Origin of the sequence: Aequorivita soesokkakensis (assembly GCF_001641085.1) — a bacterium.
GTDB classification, from domain to species: domain Bacteria; phylum Bacteroidota; class Bacteroidia; order Flavobacteriales; family Flavobacteriaceae; genus Aequorivita; species Aequorivita soesokkakensis.
Genome location: NZ_LXIE01000007.1, coordinates 24,432 through 45,405, shown reverse-complemented (window position 1 = coordinate 45,405; position 20,974 = coordinate 24,432). Strand labels below are relative to the sequence as shown.

The following is a 20,974-nucleotide window of genomic DNA, read 5'->3' as shown; positions in this document are numbered from 1 at the left end:
GTACAGGTTTTTAATTTAAAACTTTGCTTTTTAAATTGTAATCATTCCTAAAGTATATAGTTGTGATAGCGTAGGAGTTTCGCTTCCGCCTTCAGGCTCTAACGTTATTCCGAAGGCTTCCGGGTCTGGGAAATTTACGAACTTGTAAATTCCTTCACTGGTTTCATTTTCAGAAGAAATTAAACCGACACTAGTTGGCGTAAGTGGTTCCATTTTAAGCGACCAAACTTGATAAACTTTTCCGCGGGGCGGAGCTGGTAAACCTTTTATATCTATATAGGCTATATTTTGTGTTTTGTTCAAATATACTTTTGCAAAAGCTTCAGGCGCCACAGCTTGATTTCCCGGAAGGGTATAAGCTTGATACTCTTTTGATCTTAAAACTTCAAGCACTTCGTTGTTTTCAGCTAGTTGGTTTTCAACACTTTCTTTTTCACCCTTTAAAACCGTATTTTCTGTAGTAGTAACTTGAAGTGAGTTATTCAGCTCATTTGTTTGTTTCAGCATCCACATAATTCCGCCCATAAACAGTATTGCCGCTGCCCAGCCAGTAATTGCAGGCCAGTTTAATGTTCTTACTTTGGTATCTTCTGTGGGTTTAATATTTCGGATTGAATTTAAAATATTTGTCCAAGTCATTACCTGTACTGGAGGAGCCACGGTTTCCGCCAAGTGCAGCAATGACTCTTCAATAAGTTCTATTTCACGCTTCACTTCAGGGTAGGCAGCGATTGCCTCTTCTATTTCAAGTGCTTCCTCTGGTGGCAATGCGCCACAAACGTACATCTCTAAATTTCCTGATGCTATGATTTCTTCGGGGTTCATAATTTTTTATCCTAAGACCATCACCCGTAAATCATTTATACAGGTTCGGTTTCTTGTTTTAATTGTTCCTAATGGTATGTCCAATGTTTTTGATGCTTCAGCTTGCGTAAATCCTTTAAAATAAAGCAGATCAATTATTTTGATACAGGCCGGTTTAAGGGCATCTACAAACTTTTTTAAACCTATTGCATTGGTTTTTTTATTTAAACTATCTGAGGATGATAATATATCTACGAAGTTTGTGGTACTTAGGTTTTTTCTGGAGTTTTTAAATGCTTTTGAACGGGTTTCATCAATAGCCGTATTCCTGGCAATGTTTAACAACCACGTGAAAAAGCGGCCTTTATTGACGGAATAGGAAGCAGCATTGTTCCAAACTTTTATAAAAACGTCCTGTAATACCTCTTCGGCGGTGTTTTCGTCCAAAACGATGCTGTAAATAATACCATATATAGCCTCGCTATACATTGTATATAAACGGGAAAATGCTTTTTCATTTCCGTTTTGCATCTCTAAAATGAGATCATTGGGTTGTTCCATAGAACTTTTTTTTGAAAGTAAATGTAATGAAATTATTAATTAAGTTTTTGGAGAGATTTTAGAATTCACATAAAACACTATATATTTTTATTGGAGCAATGTTAAATTTAGAGTCAATTTTAAGAAAATGTTGTGAAAATTATATTTTTTAATAGCTTTACAAAACTTAACCCGCTTAAGACTAATATTAATCTAAACAAATCAAAGAGATGAAAAAAGTTACCCGGAGTTTATTCCTGGCAGTTATGTGCGCTTTTTCAGGCACTATGGTTGCACAGAACTTTTCAGGAGCAATCGACCAACAATTGAATCATTTTGTTGAGCAGAATGAATTATTGCCGCAAGATGTTCAGTGGCAAGTAACGAGTGAAACTGTTAGTAGTACTAGCGGCGTTCAGCACGTTTATTACAGACAGCTATTTAATGGAATTGAAATTTACGGTACTGAATCCAGTATCCACCTTTTGTCAAATGGACAGGTAATTTCAAAGGACAGTAGGTTCATTAAAAATACTACTCAAAAATTGGTTGGTTCCAATTCTCCAGCACTTACTGCTACACAAGCAGTTCAAGCAGCTGCTGCACAACTAAATTATTCTATTTCGCAACCACTTACAATTTTAGAAGGCTCTCATGGAATTGACAGAGAAACATTGCTTAGCGATGGAGGAATTTCTTTAAGCCCAATTCCGGCAAAACTGATGTATGCCCTCACCGAAACCAACGAACTGGTTTTAACGTGGGATATTTCTATTCAGGAAAAAAGCCAACAAGATTGGTGGAGTTTACGAATTGACGCCAATACAGGTACTATTGTAAACAGAGCAAACTGGATGGTAAGTTGTGCTATGCATCACGATCACAGCAATGATGTGAAAGAAATGAATTTCAATACAAACCTTTATGATATTCCAAACTATGCTGAACTTAAAGGCGCTGCAGAAGCAGGTTGTGTTGAATGTTATGAAGTAATAGCATTGCCTCTTGAAAGTCCTTATTATGGTGCTCGCACTGTAGAAGTTCAGCCTGCTGATGCTACTGCTTCCCCATTTGGATGGCACGATACCAATGGTGTTGCTGGTGCTGAGTTTACAACCACTCGCGGAAATAATGCAAATGCATATGAAGATGGAAACAATTCTGGCTACCAACCAGATGCTGGTTCAGACTTGGATTTTATAGGGTATCCTTTCAGCCAAATATATACCAATGCAAACCAATATGAAGATGCTGCAATTACAAACCTTTTTTATATGAATAATATCTTCCATGATATTATGTATCAATACGGGTTTGATGAAGCAGGAGGTAATTTTCAAGAAAACAATTATGGAAACGGCGGTGCCGGAAGTGATTCTGTAAATGCAGAAGCGCAAGACGGTTCAGGAACTTGTAATGCTAACTTCGGAACACCTCCAGACGGTAGCAACCCAACTATGCAGATGTATATTTGTGGCGATAAAGATGGAGATTTTGACAACTTGGTAATTCTACATGAATATGGTCATGGTATTTCAAACCGTTTAACAGGTGGTCCTGGCGCATCAAGCTGTTTGCAGAACCAAGAACAAATGGGAGAAGGATGGAGTGACTTTTTCGGGGTATTATTGACTATTGAGCCTGGTGATACAGGAACAGATGCTCGCGCGGTGGGAACCTATCTTTTTGGTCAAGGCCAAGGAGGTGGAGGAATCCGTGATTATCCGTATAGTACAGATATGGGGGTTAATCCACAAACTTATGACTTTATCAAAACTGCAGCTGTGCCTCACGGAGTTGGTTCGGTTTGGGCAGAAATGCTTTGGGAAGTAACTTGGGCTTTAATTGATGAGCACGGTTTTGATGCAGATATTTATAACTTCACAGGAGATGTAAACCAAGATGCTGGTAACATTATGGCATTGGCTATTGTTACTGAAGGTATGAAATTGCAGCCTTGTAGCCCTGGTTTTGTTGATGGTCGTGATGCAATCATGGCTGCAGATCAAGCTATTTATGGTGGTGCAAACCAGTGCCTACTTTGGGATGCATTTGCAAAAAGAGGTTTAGGTTTCAGCGCTAGCCAAGGTTCTTCAGGAAGTAGAAGTGATGGAACACAAGCTTTTGACACTCCTTCTCAAACGGCTACTTTATCAGTTCTTGAGGAAGTATGTGCTTCTTCAGAAATACTTACAGATTTAGGAGGTGGAGCGCCAAGTGGAGGAACTTACAGCGGTCCAGGCGTTACCGATAACGGAAACGGTTCAACATTTACATTTGATCCAGCCGCAGCGGGAATAGGTGTTCATACTATAACGTATGATATTCAAGCTAGTGATTGTGCAGTGGCATCATCTGCTACTGATACTATTGAAGTACTTGCGGTTCCAGCAGGACCTACAACTACGGGTGTAAGTGATTTCTGTGTTGGTGATGAAGTTACTGTTACGGCTACACTTAACGACCCTTCAAATGTTATTAGATGGTTTGATGCCCCAACAGGAGGAAACTTCCTTTTTGAAGGCACTTCATATACCTTTACCCCAACGGGAACAATAAATTTATATGCACAAGAAAGTGCTCCTGGACCTTTGTCACAATTGGTTGTTTCAGAAATCAATTTGGAAACTCCAGATAGATTCGAAATCCAAAATGTGGGTGTAGCTACCGATTATTCAGGTTATAAAGTTGCTGTTAGCGATACTCCATATAACAATATAAATACCGTAAACCCTATTGTAAAAACGTTAGGTAATATGGCCGCAAACTCTGTTGTTGATTATAATGATGATGGAGGCGCAGGATATTGGGGTAACAACCTATTCTGGGACAATACAGGCTCTGGATGGATTTTAATTATCGACCCAAGTGGAAACGTGGTAGATTCAGTATTCTGGAATTTTAGCGCTGGTGATATAGCTGGCTTCAATGTTACAGTTAGTGGTTTCAATATTACGGCTGCTGATCTTGATTGGTCAGGAATTGGAGCTTCACTAACCGGTGAATGCGCATCCGGTTCTTTCAGAAGAGTAGGAGATACAAATGCGGCTGCAGACTGGACTGGAACTTGCGAAACTGCAGATTTCGGAACACCAAACAGTGACATTAACTTAGGAGCTGCGGGTTGTGCGGGAGAACGCACACTTACAGAGGTTATCGCTGAAACAGTAAATCCTGAAATTACTTGCCCAGCTAATGTAACTGTTCAAGTAAATGTTGGGGATCAATTTACATTACCAGATTATACTGGCGATGCATCTGCAACTGATAACTGTAATCCAGACCCTGTAATAACACAAGATCCAGCGGCTGGAACTATGGTAGGTGCGGGTGTTACAACAATGACAATGACTGCCACAGATGCTGCCGGAAATGCAGATACTTGTACATTTACTGTTACTGTAGAAGAAGTTTTAGGACTTGAGGATAGCGAATTCTATAACAATATCTCGTTATATCCAAACCCAACAACTGGTTTAATTACGTTGATGAACAAAACAACAGCGCAATTAGAAAATGCTGTTATTACTGATGTAAACGGTAGAACCATTAAAACAATAGATTTATCTGAAGCTGGGGTTGAAACCAATTTCTCATTGGAAAGCCTTGCAACAGGAATGTATTTTATTAAAATAAATGCTGAAAACACAAGTATTGTAAAACGTATCGTTAAACAATAGTTTTTCAAATTTTAAATTTTATAGAACCCGCGCCAAATTGTTTGGCGCGGGTTTTTTTACAACTTGCTTTTCAATAACTTTGGCAGATGAAAAAAATTCTATTCTTTGCAGGCAGTAACAGCAGCAAATCCATCAATCATAAACTTGTAACTTTCGCAGCGTCGCAAATTGTTGGCCATAATGTTGAAATTATTAAACTAACGGATTATGAATTACCTATGTTTAGCGAAGATATTGAACGTGAAAAAGGATATTCCGTAAATCTTAAAATGCTCAACAACAAAATAAAAGAAGCCGATGCATTGGTTATTTCTGTTAATGAACACAATAGAATGGTTTCTGCCTTTTTCAAAAATACAATAGACTGGCTATCGCGATTGGATAGAAATTTTTTGGAAGGAAAAAAAATATTGTTGATGAGCACTTCCAGAGGAAAACTTGGCGCAGCTTCCTCTTTGGAAGCTACAAAAAATGTATTGCCCAGATTTGGCGCTACTATTGTTGAAAGCTTCAGCTTTCCTTCATATTCTGAAAACTTTTCCGAAGAAACCAATTCAATTTCCAACGAAGTTTTACTGCTTGGGTTTACGGACGTAATCCAAAACTTTGTCCATCAAATTGAGCAATAATGCGCACTGTAAAGAGATATCCTTTTTCTTTATCTGAAGATGCAAAAAAACGTTTCCTCCATTGGGCACAGCAGTTTGAAGAGGTTGTTTGGTTGGACAGTAACCGTTATTCCCAAAAGCACGAATCCTATCAAGCAATTCTTGCTGTAGATGCATTTACGGCTTTAAAAACCGACACCCAAAATGCTTTTGAAAACTTGAAGGAATATCAAACCATTACTGCAGATTGGTTGTTCGGCTATCTTTCCTATGATCTTAAAAACGATCTGGAAAAACTACAGTCCAACAATTTTGATGGCTTGGGTTTTCCTGATTTATATTTTTTTCAACCAAAAAAACTTTTTCTTTTTTCTGAAAATAGTGTGGAGCTGCATTATTTGAATATGGTTGCTGATGAAATTGAAACAGATTGGAAATTAATCTCTGAAACAATATACCGGCACGACCAAACGGAGGTTTCCAATGCCATAAACATCCGTGTTCGCACTTCAAAGGACAACTACCTCAAAAAAGTGAACAAAACGCTTGAGCACATAAAGCGCGGCGATATTTATGAAGCAAACATTTGTCAGGAATTTTATTCTGAAGCCTCACAAATTGATCCTTTGGCCACATTTCTTCATCTTAATGAAATTTCCAGACCGCCTTTTTCGGTATTTTTAAAGTTGCATGAATTTTTTGCACTTTCCGCTTCGCCGGAACGGTATTTAAAAAAAACTGGAAACACGCTAATTTCCCAGCCAATCAAAGGAACTGCCAAACGCGTAGCAGATATGGCGGCTGATTTACAAATAGCCCAGCAATTGAAAAACGACCCAAAAGAGCGCAGTGAAAATATTATGATTACAGATTTGGTCCGCAACGACCTTTCGCGTATAGCGGAAAAAGGCAGTATTTCAGTTGAAGAACTTTGTGAAATCTATACTTTTGAACAGGTGCATCAAATGATTTCTACTGTTTCCTGTACTGTTTCTCAAGACATTTCCAGCGTTGAGGTTTTAAAAAATACTTATCCAATGGGCAGTATGACTGGAGCGCCAAAAATTTCGGCAATGAAGATTATTGAAGAAATTGAAGATGCCAAACGCGGTCTTTACAGTGGTGCCATTGGCTATTTTTCCCCTATCGGCGATTTTGATTTTAATGTTGTTATTAGAAGTATTCTGTATAATGCTTCCAGAAAATATGTGAGTTTTTCTGTGGGAAGTGCCATAACCATAAACTCCCTTCCCGAAAATGAATACGAAGAATGTTTGTTGAAGGCAAAAGCAATGCGCGAAGTATTGAACGATACTTTATGAGTTCAGAAACTTATAAATATATTTTATTAGTCTTTAAACTTATATTATCCATTTATTAGTGTTTAAGCTTATAAACATACTTTATTAGTTTAAAAGCTAATAAATTTTTATATTTGAATAAAATTTCAATGAAATGAAGTATTCAGTAATATCCGGTGACATTGTTTCATCAACAAGTTTAAATAGTGAAGACAAAAAATTTGTTGAGGAAAATTTAAAAATCCTGTTAACCGATTTAAAGCAGGAATTTAATGTATTTGGCCGTATTATAAAAGGTGATTATCTGGAATGTGTGGTCCCTAATCCAAAAGAAGGACTTCAGGTAGCGCTGGCAATTAAAAGTTTTGTGAAAGCAATTCCCGTGGAAATAAAAAAATATAAAAGTGAGGACAATAGAGTAAAACAATTCAAGACCCACGGAATAAGATTAGCAATTGGCTATGGCGAATTGAGTCGCTACAAGCCTGAGGAAGGGATTATAGACGGAGAGGCAATTTACTTTTCAGGCAGGGAAATTAGTGGGGAAACCACATATAATAAAGAACGGATCGTTATAAAAAATACTATGTTTTTCGCTTCAAAAAGCGAAGATTTAAATGAAAATTTAAAACCTTTGCTCGCATTGTTGGATGTTTTATTGAGTAAAGCAACCTCGCGCCAATGCGAAGTTTTATATTTAAAGTTAATGAACAATCCAGAAGATGAAATAGCTAAACGCTTAGGTATCGGGCAATCTGCAGTAAATCAGCATTCCACCAGTGTTGGTTGGAACGCTATTGAAGAAGCGGTTAACTATTTCAAACTGGTAATTTCAAAATAGAAACTATGGGACTAAAAGAATTAATACTGCTGCAATTCATCGCGCATCTGTGTTTGGATTATTTTTTTCAGACCGATAGACTCGCAAAACAAAAAAATACAATTGGTTTTAAAAGCTCCTTTTTATATTGGCATGCGTTGGTATGTTTTGTTTTGGCCTGGTTGTTTTCAATACAGATTAGTTTCGTTTTTGCTGCGGCTATAATTGCGATAACCCATTTTTTGATGGATGGCTTTAAACACCATCTCAATAATAGTAAGTATTTTGGGCGATATGCTTTTTTTATTGATCAAGCAATTCATTTAATTATTTTGGTAGTGGTTGTTGTTTTGTTTGATAAATGGCAGGGCATCAATCCATCAATTGATGTTTCAATAAACTTTAAATATCTTTTAATAATCACTGGATATTTGGTGTGCCTAAAACCAGCCAATATATTTATTCGGGAAGTTTTTAAATCCACGGAAATACAAGTAAGCAGCGATAATGAAATGCCAAATGCAGGAAAGGTAATTGGCGTTTTGGAACGAATTTTAACGCTCACTTTCATCATAGTTTCGCAATATTCGGCGGTCGGTTTTTTGATTGCCGCAAAGTCTATTTTACGTTACGGAAACAACGAAACCTTAAAAACGGAATACGTGCTGATCGGTACCATGCTAAGCTTCGGAATTGCCGTTATTGCTGGAATAATCATAAATTTTTTCTAAATAAAGAGATTGCTTACCCAATTCAAAAAAAATATTGAAACCCATTTTTCTTTTTTGAAAGGAAAAAAATTGCTCATTGCCTGCAGCGGTGGTTTGGACAGCGTGGTTCTCACACACCTGATGAAAAATCTCAATTATGAAATCGCTTTGGCGCATTGCAATTTTTCGCTTCGTGGCAAAGAAAGCGATGGCGATGAAATGTTCGTGATTGGTTTGGCAAATACCTTGGAAATACCAGTTTTTGCTGAAACTTTTGACACTAAAAAATTTGCCAAAGAGCATAAAAATTCCACCCAAATGGCAGCGCGCGACCTTCGCTACAATTGGTTTGCAGAAATATTAAAAGATTTTAAATACGATTATTTATTGACCGCCCATCATTTGGACGACGATTTGGAAACATTTTTCATCAACCTTTCCCGAGGAGCGGGTTTAAACGGATTTACGGGGATTCCGAAAGAAAATAACAAAATTATACGACCACTTTTAAATTTTTCTCGGGAAGAAATCTTGAAATATGCTGAGCAAAACAATTTAAAATGGCGCGAAGACAGCAGCAATGAAAAAACGGATTATCTTCGGAATAAGTTGCGTTTGGAAGTTTTGCCAAAATTTAAGGAAACAAGTAAATCTCTTTTAAAAAAATTTCAGAAAACCCAACAAAACCTGCAAGCTTCGCAAAATCTTTTAGAAGATTATATGGCGTTGGTTTACAAACTTGTGGTTTCCGAAGGGATGGATTCCTATAAAATCAATATCAAAAAAATCAAGGAATTACCGCACACGGAAGCTTTGCTTTATGAACTTTTGAATGGCTTTGGCTTTTCGGAATGGGAAGATGTTTCAAATTTATTGGAAGCGCAGACTGGCAAACAGGTTTTTTCAAAAACGCACCGACTTTTGAAAAATCGCGATGAATTGGTGCTGACTGAAATTTATTTCGAAAAAGATGATAAAGAAATTTTGATTTTCGAAGAGGGAATTACCGCGCCAATCACTTTAAAAATGGAACCTTCAAAATATATTGGAGAAACAGAGAAGAATTTGATTTACGTTGCGTCCGAAAAATTAAATTTTCCCTTAAAACTTAGAAAGTGGAGGGATGGTGATACATTTCAACCTTTTGGGATGAAAGGAAAAAAGAAACTGAGCAAATTCTTTAAAGATGAAAAAATCTCCTTAAACGAAAAGGAAAAAATCTGGTTGCTTTTAAGCGGGGAAAAAATAGTGTGGGTTATTGGTCATCGAATGGATGAACGTTTCAAAGTTACTGAAAACACAAGGAAAATATTTAAAATAACGTATTTGAAAGAATAGAAAACTATGAAATCATTAAAAATACTTTGCCTTTTATTCTTTGTCGGTTTTGTCGCTTTCGCGCAGGATGAAAATTATGTAAAAGAAAATTATAACAAAACTGAAACAACAATCACCATGCGTGATGGGGTGAAGCTTTTCACCGTAATTTATTCGCCGAAAGACTCTTCAAAAAAATATCCAATTCTTTTTCAGAGAACTCCTTATAGTTGTGCGCCTTATGGAGAGTCGGAATTTCGTTCAAAAATTTCGCCGAACGAATTTTTAATGAAAGAGGGAAACATTATAGTGTACCAAGATGTTCGCGGCCGTTGGATGAGCGAAGGGGTTTATGACAATATGCGCGCATACATTCCAAATAAAAAAGGAAAACAAATTGATGAGTCCAGTGATACTTTTGATAGTATTAATTGGTTGGTGAAAAATATCCCCAACAATAATGGAAATGTGGGCATTTGGGGCATCAGTTACCCAGGATTTTATGCAAGCTGTTCCTTGATCGATTCGCACCCTGCACTAAAAGCAGTTTCCCCACAAGCCTGTATTGCAGATTTCTTTTTTGATGATTTTCACCATAATGGCGCTTATTTGTTGAGTTATTGGCGGGCAACGGCTTTGTTTGGTTATGAAAAAACGCAGCCTACAGACAAGCCTTGGTACAGTTTTCCGGAGCTGAACTCAAAAGACCAATATCAGTTTTTCTTGGATGCGGGCCCGCTGGGCAATCTTGATAAATATTACAAAGAAGACAATGTTTTTTGGCAGCAATTAAAGAAACATTCCAGTTATGATGAATTTTGGAAATCCCGTGGAATAATCCAGCATTTAAAAAATGTAAAGCCCGCCGTAATGTTTGTTGGTGGTCTTTTTGACGCGGAAGATCTTTACGGGCCCTTCAACAGTTATGAAGCTGTAGAAAAGAATAGTTCCAATTATAACACTATTGTTTATGGACCGTGGAGCCATGGGGATTGGGCACGCACCATTGAAAGGCAAGCTATTGGAAATGTATATTTTGGCGATAATATTTCGAGGGATTATCAGCGCGATATTGAAACTAATTTTTTTAATAAATTTTTAAAGGAAAATGGGAAAGGAGAAAACAATTTGCCCGAGGCATATATGTTTGATACCGGTACAAACCAGTGGAAATCCTATGCGCAATGGCCCCCAAAAAATGCTGAAAAGAAATCCTATTTTCTTCAAAGTAACCAACGTTTAAATGAAAAAGCTGAAAAAAGTTCCACTTTTGAAGAATTTATAAGCGATCCCAAAAAACCGGTGCCATATTCCGAAGATATTAAAATGGTTTTCACCCCGCGTAAATATATGACCGATGATCAGCGTTTTGCCGCGCGCCGTCCAGATGTATTGGTTTTTGAAACTCCCGTACTTACGGAAGATGTTTTAATGGCAGGCCCAATTTTTGCGAAACTGAATGTTTCCACAACTGGCACGGATGCAGATTGGATTGTAAAAGTTATTGACGTTTTCCCTCCCGATGCTGAAGATTATCCCGAGACGCAGGAATATTTAAAAATGGGCAATTATTTTATGATGGTTAGGAGTGAAGTGATGCGTGGGCGTTTCAGAAATAGTTTCAGCAATCCGGAACCTTTCACCCCCAATGAAAAAACTGCCGTAAACATAAAACTTCAGGACATAAACCACACCTTCAAAAAAGGGCATAAAATCCAAATTCAAATTCAGAGCACTTGGTTTCCCTTGATAGATTTAAACCCACAAACATTTGTTCCGAATATTTTTGAAGCGAAAACTGAAGATTTCAAAAAACAAACGCATAAAGTTTATAATGATTCTTCGATAGAATTTACCATTCTGAAAAAGTAAGTAAAGAATCTATAAAACAAGAATCCCGACCATTGGCCGGGATTCTTTAACAAACCTAACTTAGTAAACTTTAAAGTGCACTAAGAATATTTTCTATCCCCACAAAAAATATTTCTTTGTGCATTATCCACTAATTCTATATATCAAATATATGACAGTAATTCCGTCTGCACCATACGTACTTACACGTATTTTTTTTCTGACCGAAATCATTTTGAATTGTAAACAATAATAGTAACTTTCCATTTATGAAAATACCAAGTAAAATAGGGGTGTTAACCAGTGGCGGAGATGCACCAGGAATGAACGCAGCCATAAGGGCTGTTGTTAGGGCATGCACATATCATAATGTGGAGTGCGTAGGTGTGTATCGTGGCCTCCAAGGTTTGATTGAAGCTGATTTTAAGGAATTGAACGCTCGTTCCGTAAAAAATATAATCAACCGTGGTGGTACATTTCTTAAATCTGCCCGCTCAAAAGATTTTATGACTTTTGAAGGCCGAACAAAAGCTTTTAACAACCTTCAAAACGAAAACATTGATGCCTTGGTAGTTATTGGCGGCGACGGTACATTTGCTGGAGCTTCGGTATTTATAAAAGAGTTTAACTTTCCTATTGTTGGCCTTCCAGGAACAATAGACAATGACATAAATGGAACTGATTATACCATTGGTTATGACACAGCTTTAAATACTGTTGTTGAAGCAATAGATAAAATTCGCGATACTGCAAATTCACATAACCGTCTTTTTTTGGTGGAAGTAATGGGGCGCGATGCTGGAGATATTGCTTTAAACGCAGGCATTGGCGCAGGAGCGGAGGAAATTTTAATTCCTGAACAGAATATGGGTCGCGAACGCCTGTTGGAGTCACTGAGCCGAAGTAAAAAATCCGGTAAAACCTCAAGTATTGTCGTAGTTTCCGAGGGTGACCAAATAGGAAAGAATATTTTTGGTCTCGCTAAATATATCGAAGAAAATTTAAAGGAATACGAAGTTCGGGTTACAGTACTCGGACACATTCAAAGAGGCGGCGCCCCCAGTTGTTATGACCGTGTTCTTGCAAGTCGCTTGGGTGTTGGGGCGATTGATGCATTGCTGAATGGCGAAACAAATGTTATGATTGGAATTGTTCACAATAAAGTGACTTTAGTCCCTTTTTCCGAAGCAATAAAAGGCAGTAATGAAATTGATGAAGATTTGATACGCGTTGCAGATATCATTTCAATTTAAAAAATAAAAAAAATAATGAAAACGAAGATAGGAATTAACGGCTTTGGCCGAATAGGGCGAATAGCTTTCAGAATAGCATCACAAAGAAAGGATATAAAAATTGTTGCGGTAAATGATTTGCTGGAAGTAGATCACTTAGCATATTTATTGGAATATGATTCCGTTCACGGAAAATATCCCGGTAAAGTTGAAGTGAAGGATGGAAATTTAATTGTTGATGGAAACAAAATAAGGGTCACTGCTGAAAAAAATCCTGAAAATTTAAAATGGGACAAAGTTGGCGCAACAATTATAATTGATTGCACGGGAATTTTCAAGGAAGTTGATTCAGCTTCGGCACATTTAAAAGCAGGTGCTAAAAAAGTAATTATTTCTGCTCCTTCAAAAACGGCACCTATGTTCGTAATGGGTGTTAACCACAAAGAAATTAAACCTTCCGATACAATAATTTCAAATGCTTCCTGCACCACAAACTGTTTGGCTCCAATGGCGAAGATTATCAATGATAAATACGGAATTGTTGAAGCTTTGATGACCACGGTTCATTCCGTGACGGCTACCCAATCCACGGTTGACCAACCTTCAAAGAAAAATTACCGTTTGGGAAGAAGTGCTTTGAGCAATATTATTCCAACCACAACCGGCGCTGCCGTTGCGGTAACCAAAGTAATTCCAGAGTTGAAGGGCAAACTGACGGGAATGGCTTTTCGCGTACCAACCACAGATGTTTCGGTGGTTGATTTAACGGTTCGCACTGAAAAACCCGCAAACTATGAAGAAATAAAAGTACTATTCAAAAAAGCTTCAGAAAAGGAATATAAAGGAATCGTAAATTACACCGAGGCCGAAGTGGTTTCGCAGGATTTCGTTTCAGACCCGCATATTTGTACTTTTGATGCCAACGCTGGCATTGCGCTTAATGATAATTTCTTTAAGTTAGTGGCTTGGTACGATAACGAATACGGATACTCCGCAAAATTGGTAGATTTGGCCACTCACGTTGCAACTTTATAAATTATGACCCTAATAACCGACGGCGGTTCTACAAAATGTGATTGGGTATTGTTGGATAATTCTGGTGAGCTTGTCTTTAAAACAGCTACTTCAGGTCTTAATCCCACGGTTGTTCCAAAAGAGGAATTGTTGCTTCGCATTGCTTCAAATGAAGATTTAAAAAGTGTTTTCAATAGTGTTGAAATTCTAGATTTTTATGGAGCAGGCTGCGGCACCGCAACGCCGCGAAGTATTTTAAAGGAAGTCTTGGAAGAACTATTTATAAAAGCGAAAGTCAACGTTTCCGAAGATATGGAAGCCGCGGTTTTTGCCGCAACCACCAAACCGGGAATTGTTTGCATTTTGGGTACGGGCAGTAATAGTTGTTATTTTGACGGCACCGAAATTCACGCGCCAATTCCAGCTTTGGGCTTTATTTTGATGGACGAGGCCAGTGGAAATTACTTCGGAAAAAGATTGATCCGCGATTATTATTACCATAGAATGCCTATAGAAATTGCTGAGGAATTTGAGAAAAAATTCAATTTGGAGGCAGACGAAATAAAAATGAATTTATACAAAAAGCCAAATCCCAACGCATATTTAGCGTCTTTTGCCCAATTCATATTTACACAGAAAGAAATAAACCCATACTTTTACGCGCTGATAAAAGAAGGCATTTCAAATTTTATAGAATGCCGAATTCTTTGTTATGAAAAAGCGCACGAGGTCCCCGTTCATTTTATTGGTTCCATTGCACATTTTTCAGAAAAAATTATAAAGGAATGTTTTGCGGCGCATAATCTTAAACTTGGCAACATTGTTCAACGCCCAATTGATGGGTTAATAGATTATTATAAAAGCAGAATTCATAACTCATAAACCTAAAATTTTCAATCGTAAATCAGAATGTCTTTACCCAAAATAAATCCTACAAAAACCGAGGCTTGGAAGGCACTTGAAACCCATTTTCAAGAAATGAAAGGACAGCAATTGCAGGATGTTTTTTTAAAAGATTCCGCTCGTGCAGACTGTTTTAAGATTGAATGGCAGGATTTTTATTTAGACTATTCAAAAAACAGAATTACGGAAGAAACGCTTTCGCTTTTAGTAAAACTTGCGGAAGAAGTAAAACTGAAGAAAGCCATAAATCAACAATTTTCTGGGGAAAAAATAAACGAAACCGAAAATCGGGAAGTACTTCACACTGCCTTGCGAGATTTTAATAATTTGAAACCAGAAGTAAAGGCTACACTTCAAAAAATGAAGTTTTTTTCCGAAGAAATAATAAACGGGTCGCATAAAGGATTTACGGGAAAAGCGATTACTGATATTGTAAATATAGGTATTGGCGGAAGTCATTTGGGTCCAGAAATGGTTACGGAAGCACTTCAGTTTTACAGAAACCATTTAAAGATTCATTTCATTGCAAATATTGACGGGGACGCGGTTGCGGAATCACTTAAAAAATTAAACCCAGAAACAACGCTTTTCATAGTTGTTTCAAAAAGTTTTACAACACAGGAAACCATTGCGAATGCTTCAGTTTTAAGGTCGTGGTTTTTAAAAAATGCTTCGGAAACTGACATTCAAAAACATTTTGTAGCCGTGTCTGCGAATGTGAAAGGCGCAAAGGATTTTGGAATTTCCGAAGAAAATATTTTTCCAATGCAGGATTGGGTTGGCGGTAGATTTTCCCTTTGGAGTTCCGTGGGTCTTTCCATTTGCTGTGCCATAGGTTTCAAAAATTTTGAAGCTATGCTGAAAGGCGCTCTTGAAATGGACAATCATTTCAGAAAAGAAAGTTTTGATAAAAACATTCCTGTTATACTTGCCTTACTTTCAATTTGGTATAACAACTTTTTTAAAACGGAAAGTGAAGCGGTGGTGGCATATTCACAATATCTGCACAAACTTGTTCCGTATCTACAGCAAGCCGTAATGGAAAGCAACGGAAAAAGTGTTGACAGAAATGGCGAAAAAATAAATTATCAAACAGGAACGATCGTCTGGGGAAATGTGGGTAGCAATTCACAACATGCTTACTTTCAACTTTTACATCAGGGAACAAAATTAATTCCGACGGATTTTATAGGTTTTAGCGAATCGCTTCACGGCAATAGTGAAAACCACAATATTTTGATGGCCAATTTTTTCGCTCAAACTGAAGCTTTATGGGAAGGAACGCACAACAAAAATGTTGAAAATGCCTTTAAATTTTTCGAGGGCAATAAACCAACCAATTCAATTTTAATAGAAAAATTGACCCCAAAAAACCTCGGAAGTCTCATTGCCATCTATGAACACAAACTTTTTGTACAAGGAATCATTTGGAACATTTTCAGTTATGACCAATGGGGCGTAGAACTGGGAAAAACTGTTGCAAAAGGAACCTTAAAAGCCATTGAAAATAAAAATGCTTCAAAAGTAGAAAACCGTTCAACAGCTAATTTGCTGAAAAAATTTCAAAAAAAATAGCTATAAACTTCGGAGTTTCCATTTCACACTTCCCACTTTTTTCTTATCTTTCAGTTGTAGACTCCCCGTTTATACTTTTTGGGTTATGCTTACAAAAGTTTATGGAAGCGCCGTCTTTGGCGTTGAAGCCACAACTATTACAGTTGAAGTAAATGTAGATATTGGTGTTGGATACCATTTGGTGGGCTTGCCTGACAATGCCATTCGCGAAAGCAATTTCCGCATTGCCGCTGCCCTGCAAAACAACGGTTACAAAATTCCTGGAAAAAAGTTAATTCTCAATATGTCGCCCGCCGATCTTCGGAAGGAAGGTTCTGCCTATGACCTTACTTTAGCAATGGGAATCCTAGTTGCCACGGAACAAATTCAGGAGCAGAATCCGCTTTCGGAATATATAATTATGGGCGAACTTTCCCTCGACGGAAATCTGCAACCCATTAGAGGGGCATTGCCTATTTCCTTAAAAGCGAAAGAAGAAGGATTTAAAGGATTTATTCTTCCTAAACAAAACGCAAAAGAAGCTGCTATCGTTGAAGGAATTGAAGTTTATGGAATTGAGAATATAAAAGAAGTAATCGATTTTTTCAACGAAAATATTCAACTTGAAAAAACCGAGGTGGATATGGTGGCCGAATTTTATGAGCACTTGGAACATCCGGAACACGACTTTGCTGATGTAAAAGGCCAGGAATCCATAAAACGCTGTATGGAAATTGCTGCAGCTGGTGGCCATAATATTATTTTGATTGGTCCGCCGGGTTCGGGAAAAACGATGCTTGCCAAAAGATTACCGAGCATTCTTCCTCCAATGACCTTACAGGAAAGTCTTGAAACCACAAAAATCCACAGCGTTGCAGGTCGAACTATTGAAAAAGGTGGAATTATGACTTCGCGACCCTTCCGCAGTCCTCATCATACAATTAGCGACGTTGCCCTTGTGGGCGGCGGACAATATCCGCAGCCGGGAGAAATAAGTTTAGCGCACAACGGCGTTTTGTTTTTGGATGAACTTCCTGAATTTAAACGTGGTGTTCTCGAAGTAATGCGACAGCCTTTGGAAGATCGCGATGTAACCATTTCTCGTGCAAAGTTTACGGTAACTTATCCCTCAAGTTTTATGCTCGTGGCCAGTATGAACCCAAGTCCCGGAGGCTATTTTAATGACCCAGATGCACCGATAATGTCTTCACCTGCTGAAATGCAACGCTATTTGAGCAAAATTTCGGGTCCACTTTTGGATAGAATTGATATCCATATAGAAGTAACGCCCGTTCCTTTTGAAAAACTGAGTGACGAACGCCGTGGCGAATCAAGCATTATAATTCGTGAACGGGTTACTAATGCCAGAAAAATCCAGTTGGAACGTTTTTCAGAGTTTGAAAAAGTACACTATAATGCACAAATGGGCGTGAAGCAAATCCGCCAATTTTGTAAGTTGGACGAAGCTTCACTACAACTTTTAAAAACCGCGATGGAACGATTAAATCTTTCTGCACGTGCTTATGATAGAATTTTAAAGGTTGCCAGAACCATTGCAGATTTGGAAGCTTCTGAAGAAATAAATGGAAACCACATTTCCGAAGCTATTCAATATAGAAGTTTGGATCGAGATGGGTGGTTTGGTTAGAATTTCATTCTCAATCATTTCTTATTCGTTTTAACTTATTTTTAAGATTTAAACCCACTTCACATAGTATCTTTAAAACTTTCTAAAAAAAACCAATTCATCATGTTTAAAACTTCCCTTAAAATGAGCTTCGTAGCTTTGGCTACTGTTGCTTTCTTTGCAGTTTCCTGTAAAAACGAAAAAGCTGCCACTGCAGAAGAAAGTGCGAAGCTCTCTGTTCCATTTGAAAAATATGAACTTGAAAACGGGCTCGATGTAATTCTTCACCAAGACAAAAGCGACCCAATTGTTTCTCTTGCTATTCAATATGGCGTTGGTTCCAACCGTGAAAAAACTGGTCGCACCGGTTTTGCACACTTATTTGAACACATGCTTTTTCAGGAATCTGAAAACGTGCCACAGGATCAATTCTTCAAAACCATCCAAGATGCCGGAGGAACGCTGAATGGTGGAACTTGGAAAGACGGAACAGTTTATTACGAAGTTGTTCCAAAAAACGCAATGGAAACCGTGATGTGGCTGGAAAGCGACAGAATGGGTTATTTGATAAACACCGTTACCGAAGCTGCTTTTGAAAATCAGCAGGAAGTGGTTCAAAATGAAAAGCGCCAACGTGTGGATAACAATCCTTACGGGCACACGAGTTGGGTGATTGATAAAGCACTTTATCCAGAAGGACACCCATACAATTGGCAAGTTATTGGCGAATTGGAAGATCTTCAAAATGCAACCGTTGAAGATGTAAAGGAATTTTATGATCGTTTTTACGGTCCAAATAATGCAACTTTAGTGTTGGCGGGCGATTTTGACACAGCCGAAGCTAAGCAGATGATTGAAAAATACTTTGGTGAAATAAAGCGTCGTCAAGAAGTGGATCCATTAAAACCACAACCTGTAACATTGGCCGAAACCAAAAGACTTTACCACGAGGACAATTTTGCCACCGCACCACAACTGAATATGGTTTGGCCAACTTTAGAACAATATACTGAAGATGCTTACGCACTGGACTTTTTGGGTGAAATTCTTTCACAGGGAAAAAAAGCACCTCTTTATAAAATATTGGTAAAAGAAAAAGATTTAACAGCTAGAACGATTGCCTACAACAGCTCAAACGAATTGGCTGGGGATTTTCAAATTTCAATAACTGCGAATAATGGTGTGGATTTGGATTCTATAGAAAGTGGAATCAAAGAAGCATTTGTTCTTTTTGAAAAAGATGGTGTAACCGATCGTGACATTGAAAGAATTAAAGCTGGTTTGGAAACCCAATTTTACAACGGTATTAGCAGTGTTTTAGGTAAGTCGTTTCAACTTGCCAGATATAATGTTTTTGCAGGCGATCCTGGTTTTATTACCCAAGATATTGAAAACATCAAAAAAGTTACAAAGGAAGACGTAATGCGGGTTTACAATAAATACATTAAAGACAAACCTTATGTTATGACCAGCTTTGTTCCAAAAGGACAACTTAACTTAATTGCTGAAAATTCTGAAAAAGCAAAAGTTGTTGAGGAAGAAATTAAGGAAAACGTTACGAAAAAAGTGGAAGAATCAAATACAGAAATAGTAAAAACTCCTTCCAACTTTGACCGTTCAAAACCGCCCGTGCAAGGTCCTGCACCAGAGCTTAATGTTCCTGAAATGTGGAATACAAGTTTAGAAAATGGTATAAAAGTTTCGGGAATTGAGCAAAATGAAATCCCAACAGTAAACTTCAGTTTGGTTATTGAAGGGGGTCATTTGCTTGACGATATGAAAAAGAATGGCGTTGCCAATTTAATGAGCGATATTTTGATGGAAGGAACGGCCAACAAAACGCCGGAACAGTTGGAAGAGGAAATTGATCTTTTGGGGGCAAGTATTAGAATGTACACAACTGACGAATCCATAATTATTCGTGGAAATACTTTGACTAGAAATTTTGACAAAACAATGGATTTGGTTACCGAAATTCTTTTGGAACCTCGTTGGGATGAAGAAGAGCTTGGACGAATAAAAACCAAAACCATAAATCAAATTGAGCGCTCAGATGCCGATCCAAATACTGTTGCAAACCGGGTTTATAACAAAATTCTGTATGGTGAGGATCATATTTTCAGTTACCCTACAATCGGTACTGTAGAATCTGTGAAAGCAATCACAATGAATGATTTAAAGGAATATTACAATAAGAATTTTTCCCCTTCAATAAGCACGTTCCAAGTGGTGGGTAAAATTGATAAAGACGCTGTTTTAAAGGATTTAAAAAGTTTGGAGGAGCGTTGGGCCGCAAAAGAAGTAAGCATTCCGGAATATCCAGTTGCAAACAATAGAGACAAAGCTTCCCTTTATTTTGTTGATATACCAAACGCCAAACAATCGGTTATTGATATTGGTTACATCGCATTGCCAAGAACTGATGCGGATTTTTACCCAGTGGAAGTGATGAACTATAAATTGGGCGGCTCCTTTTCAGGAAATGTGAACTTGATTCTTCGTGAAGAAAAAGGCTATACTTATGGCGCCCGTACAAATTTCAGCGGTAGTAAAATCCCGGGGACTTTTACAGCTTCATCAAGTGTTAGGACGAATACAACGGGTGAATCTGTCCAGATTTTTAAGGATGAAATTTCAAAATACAAAGAAGGAATTTCTCCCGAAGATCTTGAGTTTACGAAGAATGCACTTATAAAGTCGAATGCACGTCGTTTTGAAACACAAGGTTCGCTTTTAGGAATGTTGCAGGAAATTAACGAGTATAACCTTCCAGCAGATTATATTGAAAAAGAAGAAGCTGTTGTGAAAAATATGACTTTGGAGCAACATAAAGAACTTGCCAATAAATATTTGGATGCTTCCAAAATGGCTTATTTAGTGGTTGGTGATGCTGCAACCCAGTTTGCCCAATTCAAAAAAATGGGCTTTGACGAAGTTAAACTTCTAGACAAAAACGGCGAGGAAGTAAAACTTGACGATGTGAAATTGTAAAAAGTAGATTGCAAATAATAGC

General features: G+C 37.7%; 15 protein-coding genes. 13 read left to right on the top strand and 2 right to left on the bottom strand.

The features are described 5' to 3' along the window. Nucleotides 1–30: 30 nt before the first annotated feature. On the bottom strand, nt 31–825 hold the full coding sequence (locus tag A7A78_RS04580; protein WP_068761278.1) for an anti-sigma factor: 795 nt from the start codon (nt 823–825) through the stop codon (nt 31–33). A gap of 6 nt (nt 826–831) precedes the next feature. After that, entirely contained in the window at nt 832–1,365 is a 534-nt protein-coding gene (locus A7A78_RS04575) for an RNA polymerase sigma factor (protein ID WP_068761277.1), read from the bottom strand. Nucleotides 1,366–1,574: 209 nt separating this feature from the next. On the opposite strand from A7A78_RS04575, the gene A7A78_RS04570 reads away from it, so the two are divergent. The 13 genes from A7A78_RS04570 (at nt 1,575) to A7A78_RS04510 (ending at nt 20,952) form a co-directional block, all read left to right on the top strand. Further along, complete coding sequence (locus tag A7A78_RS04570) at nt 1,575–5,024, top strand: M36 family metallopeptidase (RefSeq protein ID WP_068761276.1); 3,450 nt, start codon at nt 1,575–1,577, stop codon at nt 5,022–5,024. A gap of 86 nt (nt 5,025–5,110) precedes the next feature. Further along, nucleotides 5,111–5,653: an NADPH-dependent FMN reductase gene (locus A7A78_RS04565; protein ID WP_068761275.1), complete on the top strand. Its 543-nt coding sequence runs from the start codon at nt 5,111–5,113 to the stop codon at nt 5,651–5,653. Next, a complete protein-coding gene (locus tag A7A78_RS04560; protein ID WP_068761274.1) occupies nt 5,653–6,954 on the top strand; it encodes an anthranilate synthase component I family protein in 1,302 nt (433 codons plus the stop codon). Before A7A78_RS04565 ends, A7A78_RS04560 begins: the two co-directional genes overlap by 1 nt. Before the next feature lie 133 nt (nt 6,955–7,087). Beyond that, the gene (locus A7A78_RS04555) at nt 7,088–7,774 is read left to right on the top strand and encodes a fumarate hydratase (protein ID WP_068761273.1); all 687 of its coding nucleotides are present in this window, start codon (nt 7,088–7,090) and stop codon (nt 7,772–7,774) included. Between the two features lie 5 nt (nt 7,775–7,779). Beyond that, complete coding sequence (locus A7A78_RS04550) at nt 7,780–8,484, top strand: DUF3307 domain-containing protein (protein WP_068761272.1); 705 nt, start codon at nt 7,780–7,782, stop codon at nt 8,482–8,484. A 54-nt stretch (nt 8,485–8,538) separates the two neighbouring features. Then, the gene (gene tilS / locus A7A78_RS04545) at nt 8,539–9,801 is read left to right on the top strand and encodes a tRNA lysidine(34) synthetase TilS (protein ID WP_341271715.1); all 1,263 of its coding nucleotides are present in this window, start codon (nt 8,539–8,541) and stop codon (nt 9,799–9,801) included. A gap of 6 nt (nt 9,802–9,807) precedes the next feature. Continuing rightward, nucleotides 9,808–11,652, top strand: a complete 1,845-nt coding sequence (locus A7A78_RS04540; RefSeq protein ID WP_068761270.1) for a CocE/NonD family hydrolase — start codon at nt 9,808–9,810, stop codon at nt 11,650–11,652. A gap of 248 nt (nt 11,653–11,900) precedes the next feature. Continuing rightward, nucleotides 11,901–12,884 (top strand): 6-phosphofructokinase, encoded by a 984-nt coding sequence (pfkA, locus tag A7A78_RS04535; protein ID WP_068761269.1) that lies wholly within the window; start codon nt 11,901–11,903, stop codon nt 12,882–12,884. 15 nt (nt 12,885–12,899) lie between these two features. Then, the gene (gene gap, locus A7A78_RS04530; protein ID WP_068761268.1) at nt 12,900–13,898 is read left to right on the top strand and encodes a type I glyceraldehyde-3-phosphate dehydrogenase; all 999 of its coding nucleotides are present in this window, start codon (nt 12,900–12,902) and stop codon (nt 13,896–13,898) included. Nucleotides 13,899–13,901: 3 nt separating this feature from the next. Next, a complete protein-coding gene (locus tag A7A78_RS04525) occupies nt 13,902–14,759 on the top strand; it encodes an N-acetylglucosamine kinase (protein ID WP_068761267.1) in 858 nt (285 codons plus the stop codon). Nucleotides 14,760–14,786: 27 nt separating this feature from the next. After that, nucleotides 14,787–16,355, top strand: a complete 1,569-nt coding sequence (gene pgi, locus A7A78_RS04520; protein ID WP_068761266.1) for a glucose-6-phosphate isomerase — start codon at nt 14,787–14,789, stop codon at nt 16,353–16,355. An 85-nt stretch (nt 16,356–16,440) separates the two neighbouring features. Further along, the gene (locus A7A78_RS04515) at nt 16,441–17,982 is read left to right on the top strand and encodes a YifB family Mg chelatase-like AAA ATPase (RefSeq protein WP_068761265.1); all 1,542 of its coding nucleotides are present in this window, start codon (nt 16,441–16,443) and stop codon (nt 17,980–17,982) included. Between the two features lie 123 nt (nt 17,983–18,105). Further along, nucleotides 18,106–20,952 (top strand): M16 family metallopeptidase, encoded by a 2,847-nt coding sequence (locus A7A78_RS04510; protein ID WP_242649248.1) that lies wholly within the window; start codon nt 18,106–18,108, stop codon nt 20,950–20,952. The last annotated feature ends 22 nt before the right edge of the window (nt 20,953–20,974 follow it).

Bases quoted from the DNA above. Each gene is read 5' to 3' on its own strand.
- A7A78_RS04540 (WP_068761270.1), top strand. From the start codon at position 9,808: ATGAAATCATTAAAAATACTTTGCCTTTTATTCTTTGTCGGTTTTGTC.
- pgi (WP_068761266.1), top strand. From the start codon at position 14,787: ATGTCTTTACCCAAAATAAATCCTACAAAAACCGAGGCTTGGAAGGCA.
- A7A78_RS04510 (WP_242649248.1), top strand. From the start codon at position 18,106: ATGAGCTTCGTAGCTTTGGCTACTGTTGCTTTCTTTGCAGTTTCCTGT.
- A7A78_RS04570 (WP_068761276.1), top strand. From the start codon at position 1,575: ATGAAAAAAGTTACCCGGAGTTTATTCCTGGCAGTTATGTGCGCTTTT.
- pfkA (WP_068761269.1), top strand. From the start codon at position 11,901: ATGAAAATACCAAGTAAAATAGGGGTGTTAACCAGTGGCGGAGATGCA.
- gap (WP_068761268.1), top strand. From the start codon at position 12,900: ATGAAAACGAAGATAGGAATTAACGGCTTTGGCCGAATAGGGCGAATA.
- A7A78_RS04555 (WP_068761273.1), top strand. From the start codon at position 7,088: ATGAAGTATTCAGTAATATCCGGTGACATTGTTTCATCAACAAGTTTA.
- A7A78_RS04515 (WP_068761265.1), top strand. From the start codon at position 16,441: ATGCTTACAAAAGTTTATGGAAGCGCCGTCTTTGGCGTTGAAGCCACA.
- A7A78_RS04565 (WP_068761275.1), top strand. From the start codon at position 5,111: ATGAAAAAAATTCTATTCTTTGCAGGCAGTAACAGCAGCAAATCCATC.
- A7A78_RS04575 (WP_068761277.1), bottom strand. From the start codon at position 1,365: ATGGAACAACCCAATGATCTCATTTTAGAGATGCAAAACGGAAATGAA.
- A7A78_RS04560 (WP_068761274.1), top strand. From the start codon at position 5,653: ATGCGCACTGTAAAGAGATATCCTTTTTCTTTATCTGAAGATGCAAAA.
- A7A78_RS04550 (WP_068761272.1), top strand. From the start codon at position 7,780: ATGGGACTAAAAGAATTAATACTGCTGCAATTCATCGCGCATCTGTGT.
- A7A78_RS04580 (WP_068761278.1), bottom strand. From the start codon at position 825: ATGAACCCCGAAGAAATCATAGCATCAGGAAATTTAGAGATGTACGTT.
- A7A78_RS04525 (WP_068761267.1), top strand. From the start codon at position 13,902: ATGACCCTAATAACCGACGGCGGTTCTACAAAATGTGATTGGGTATTG.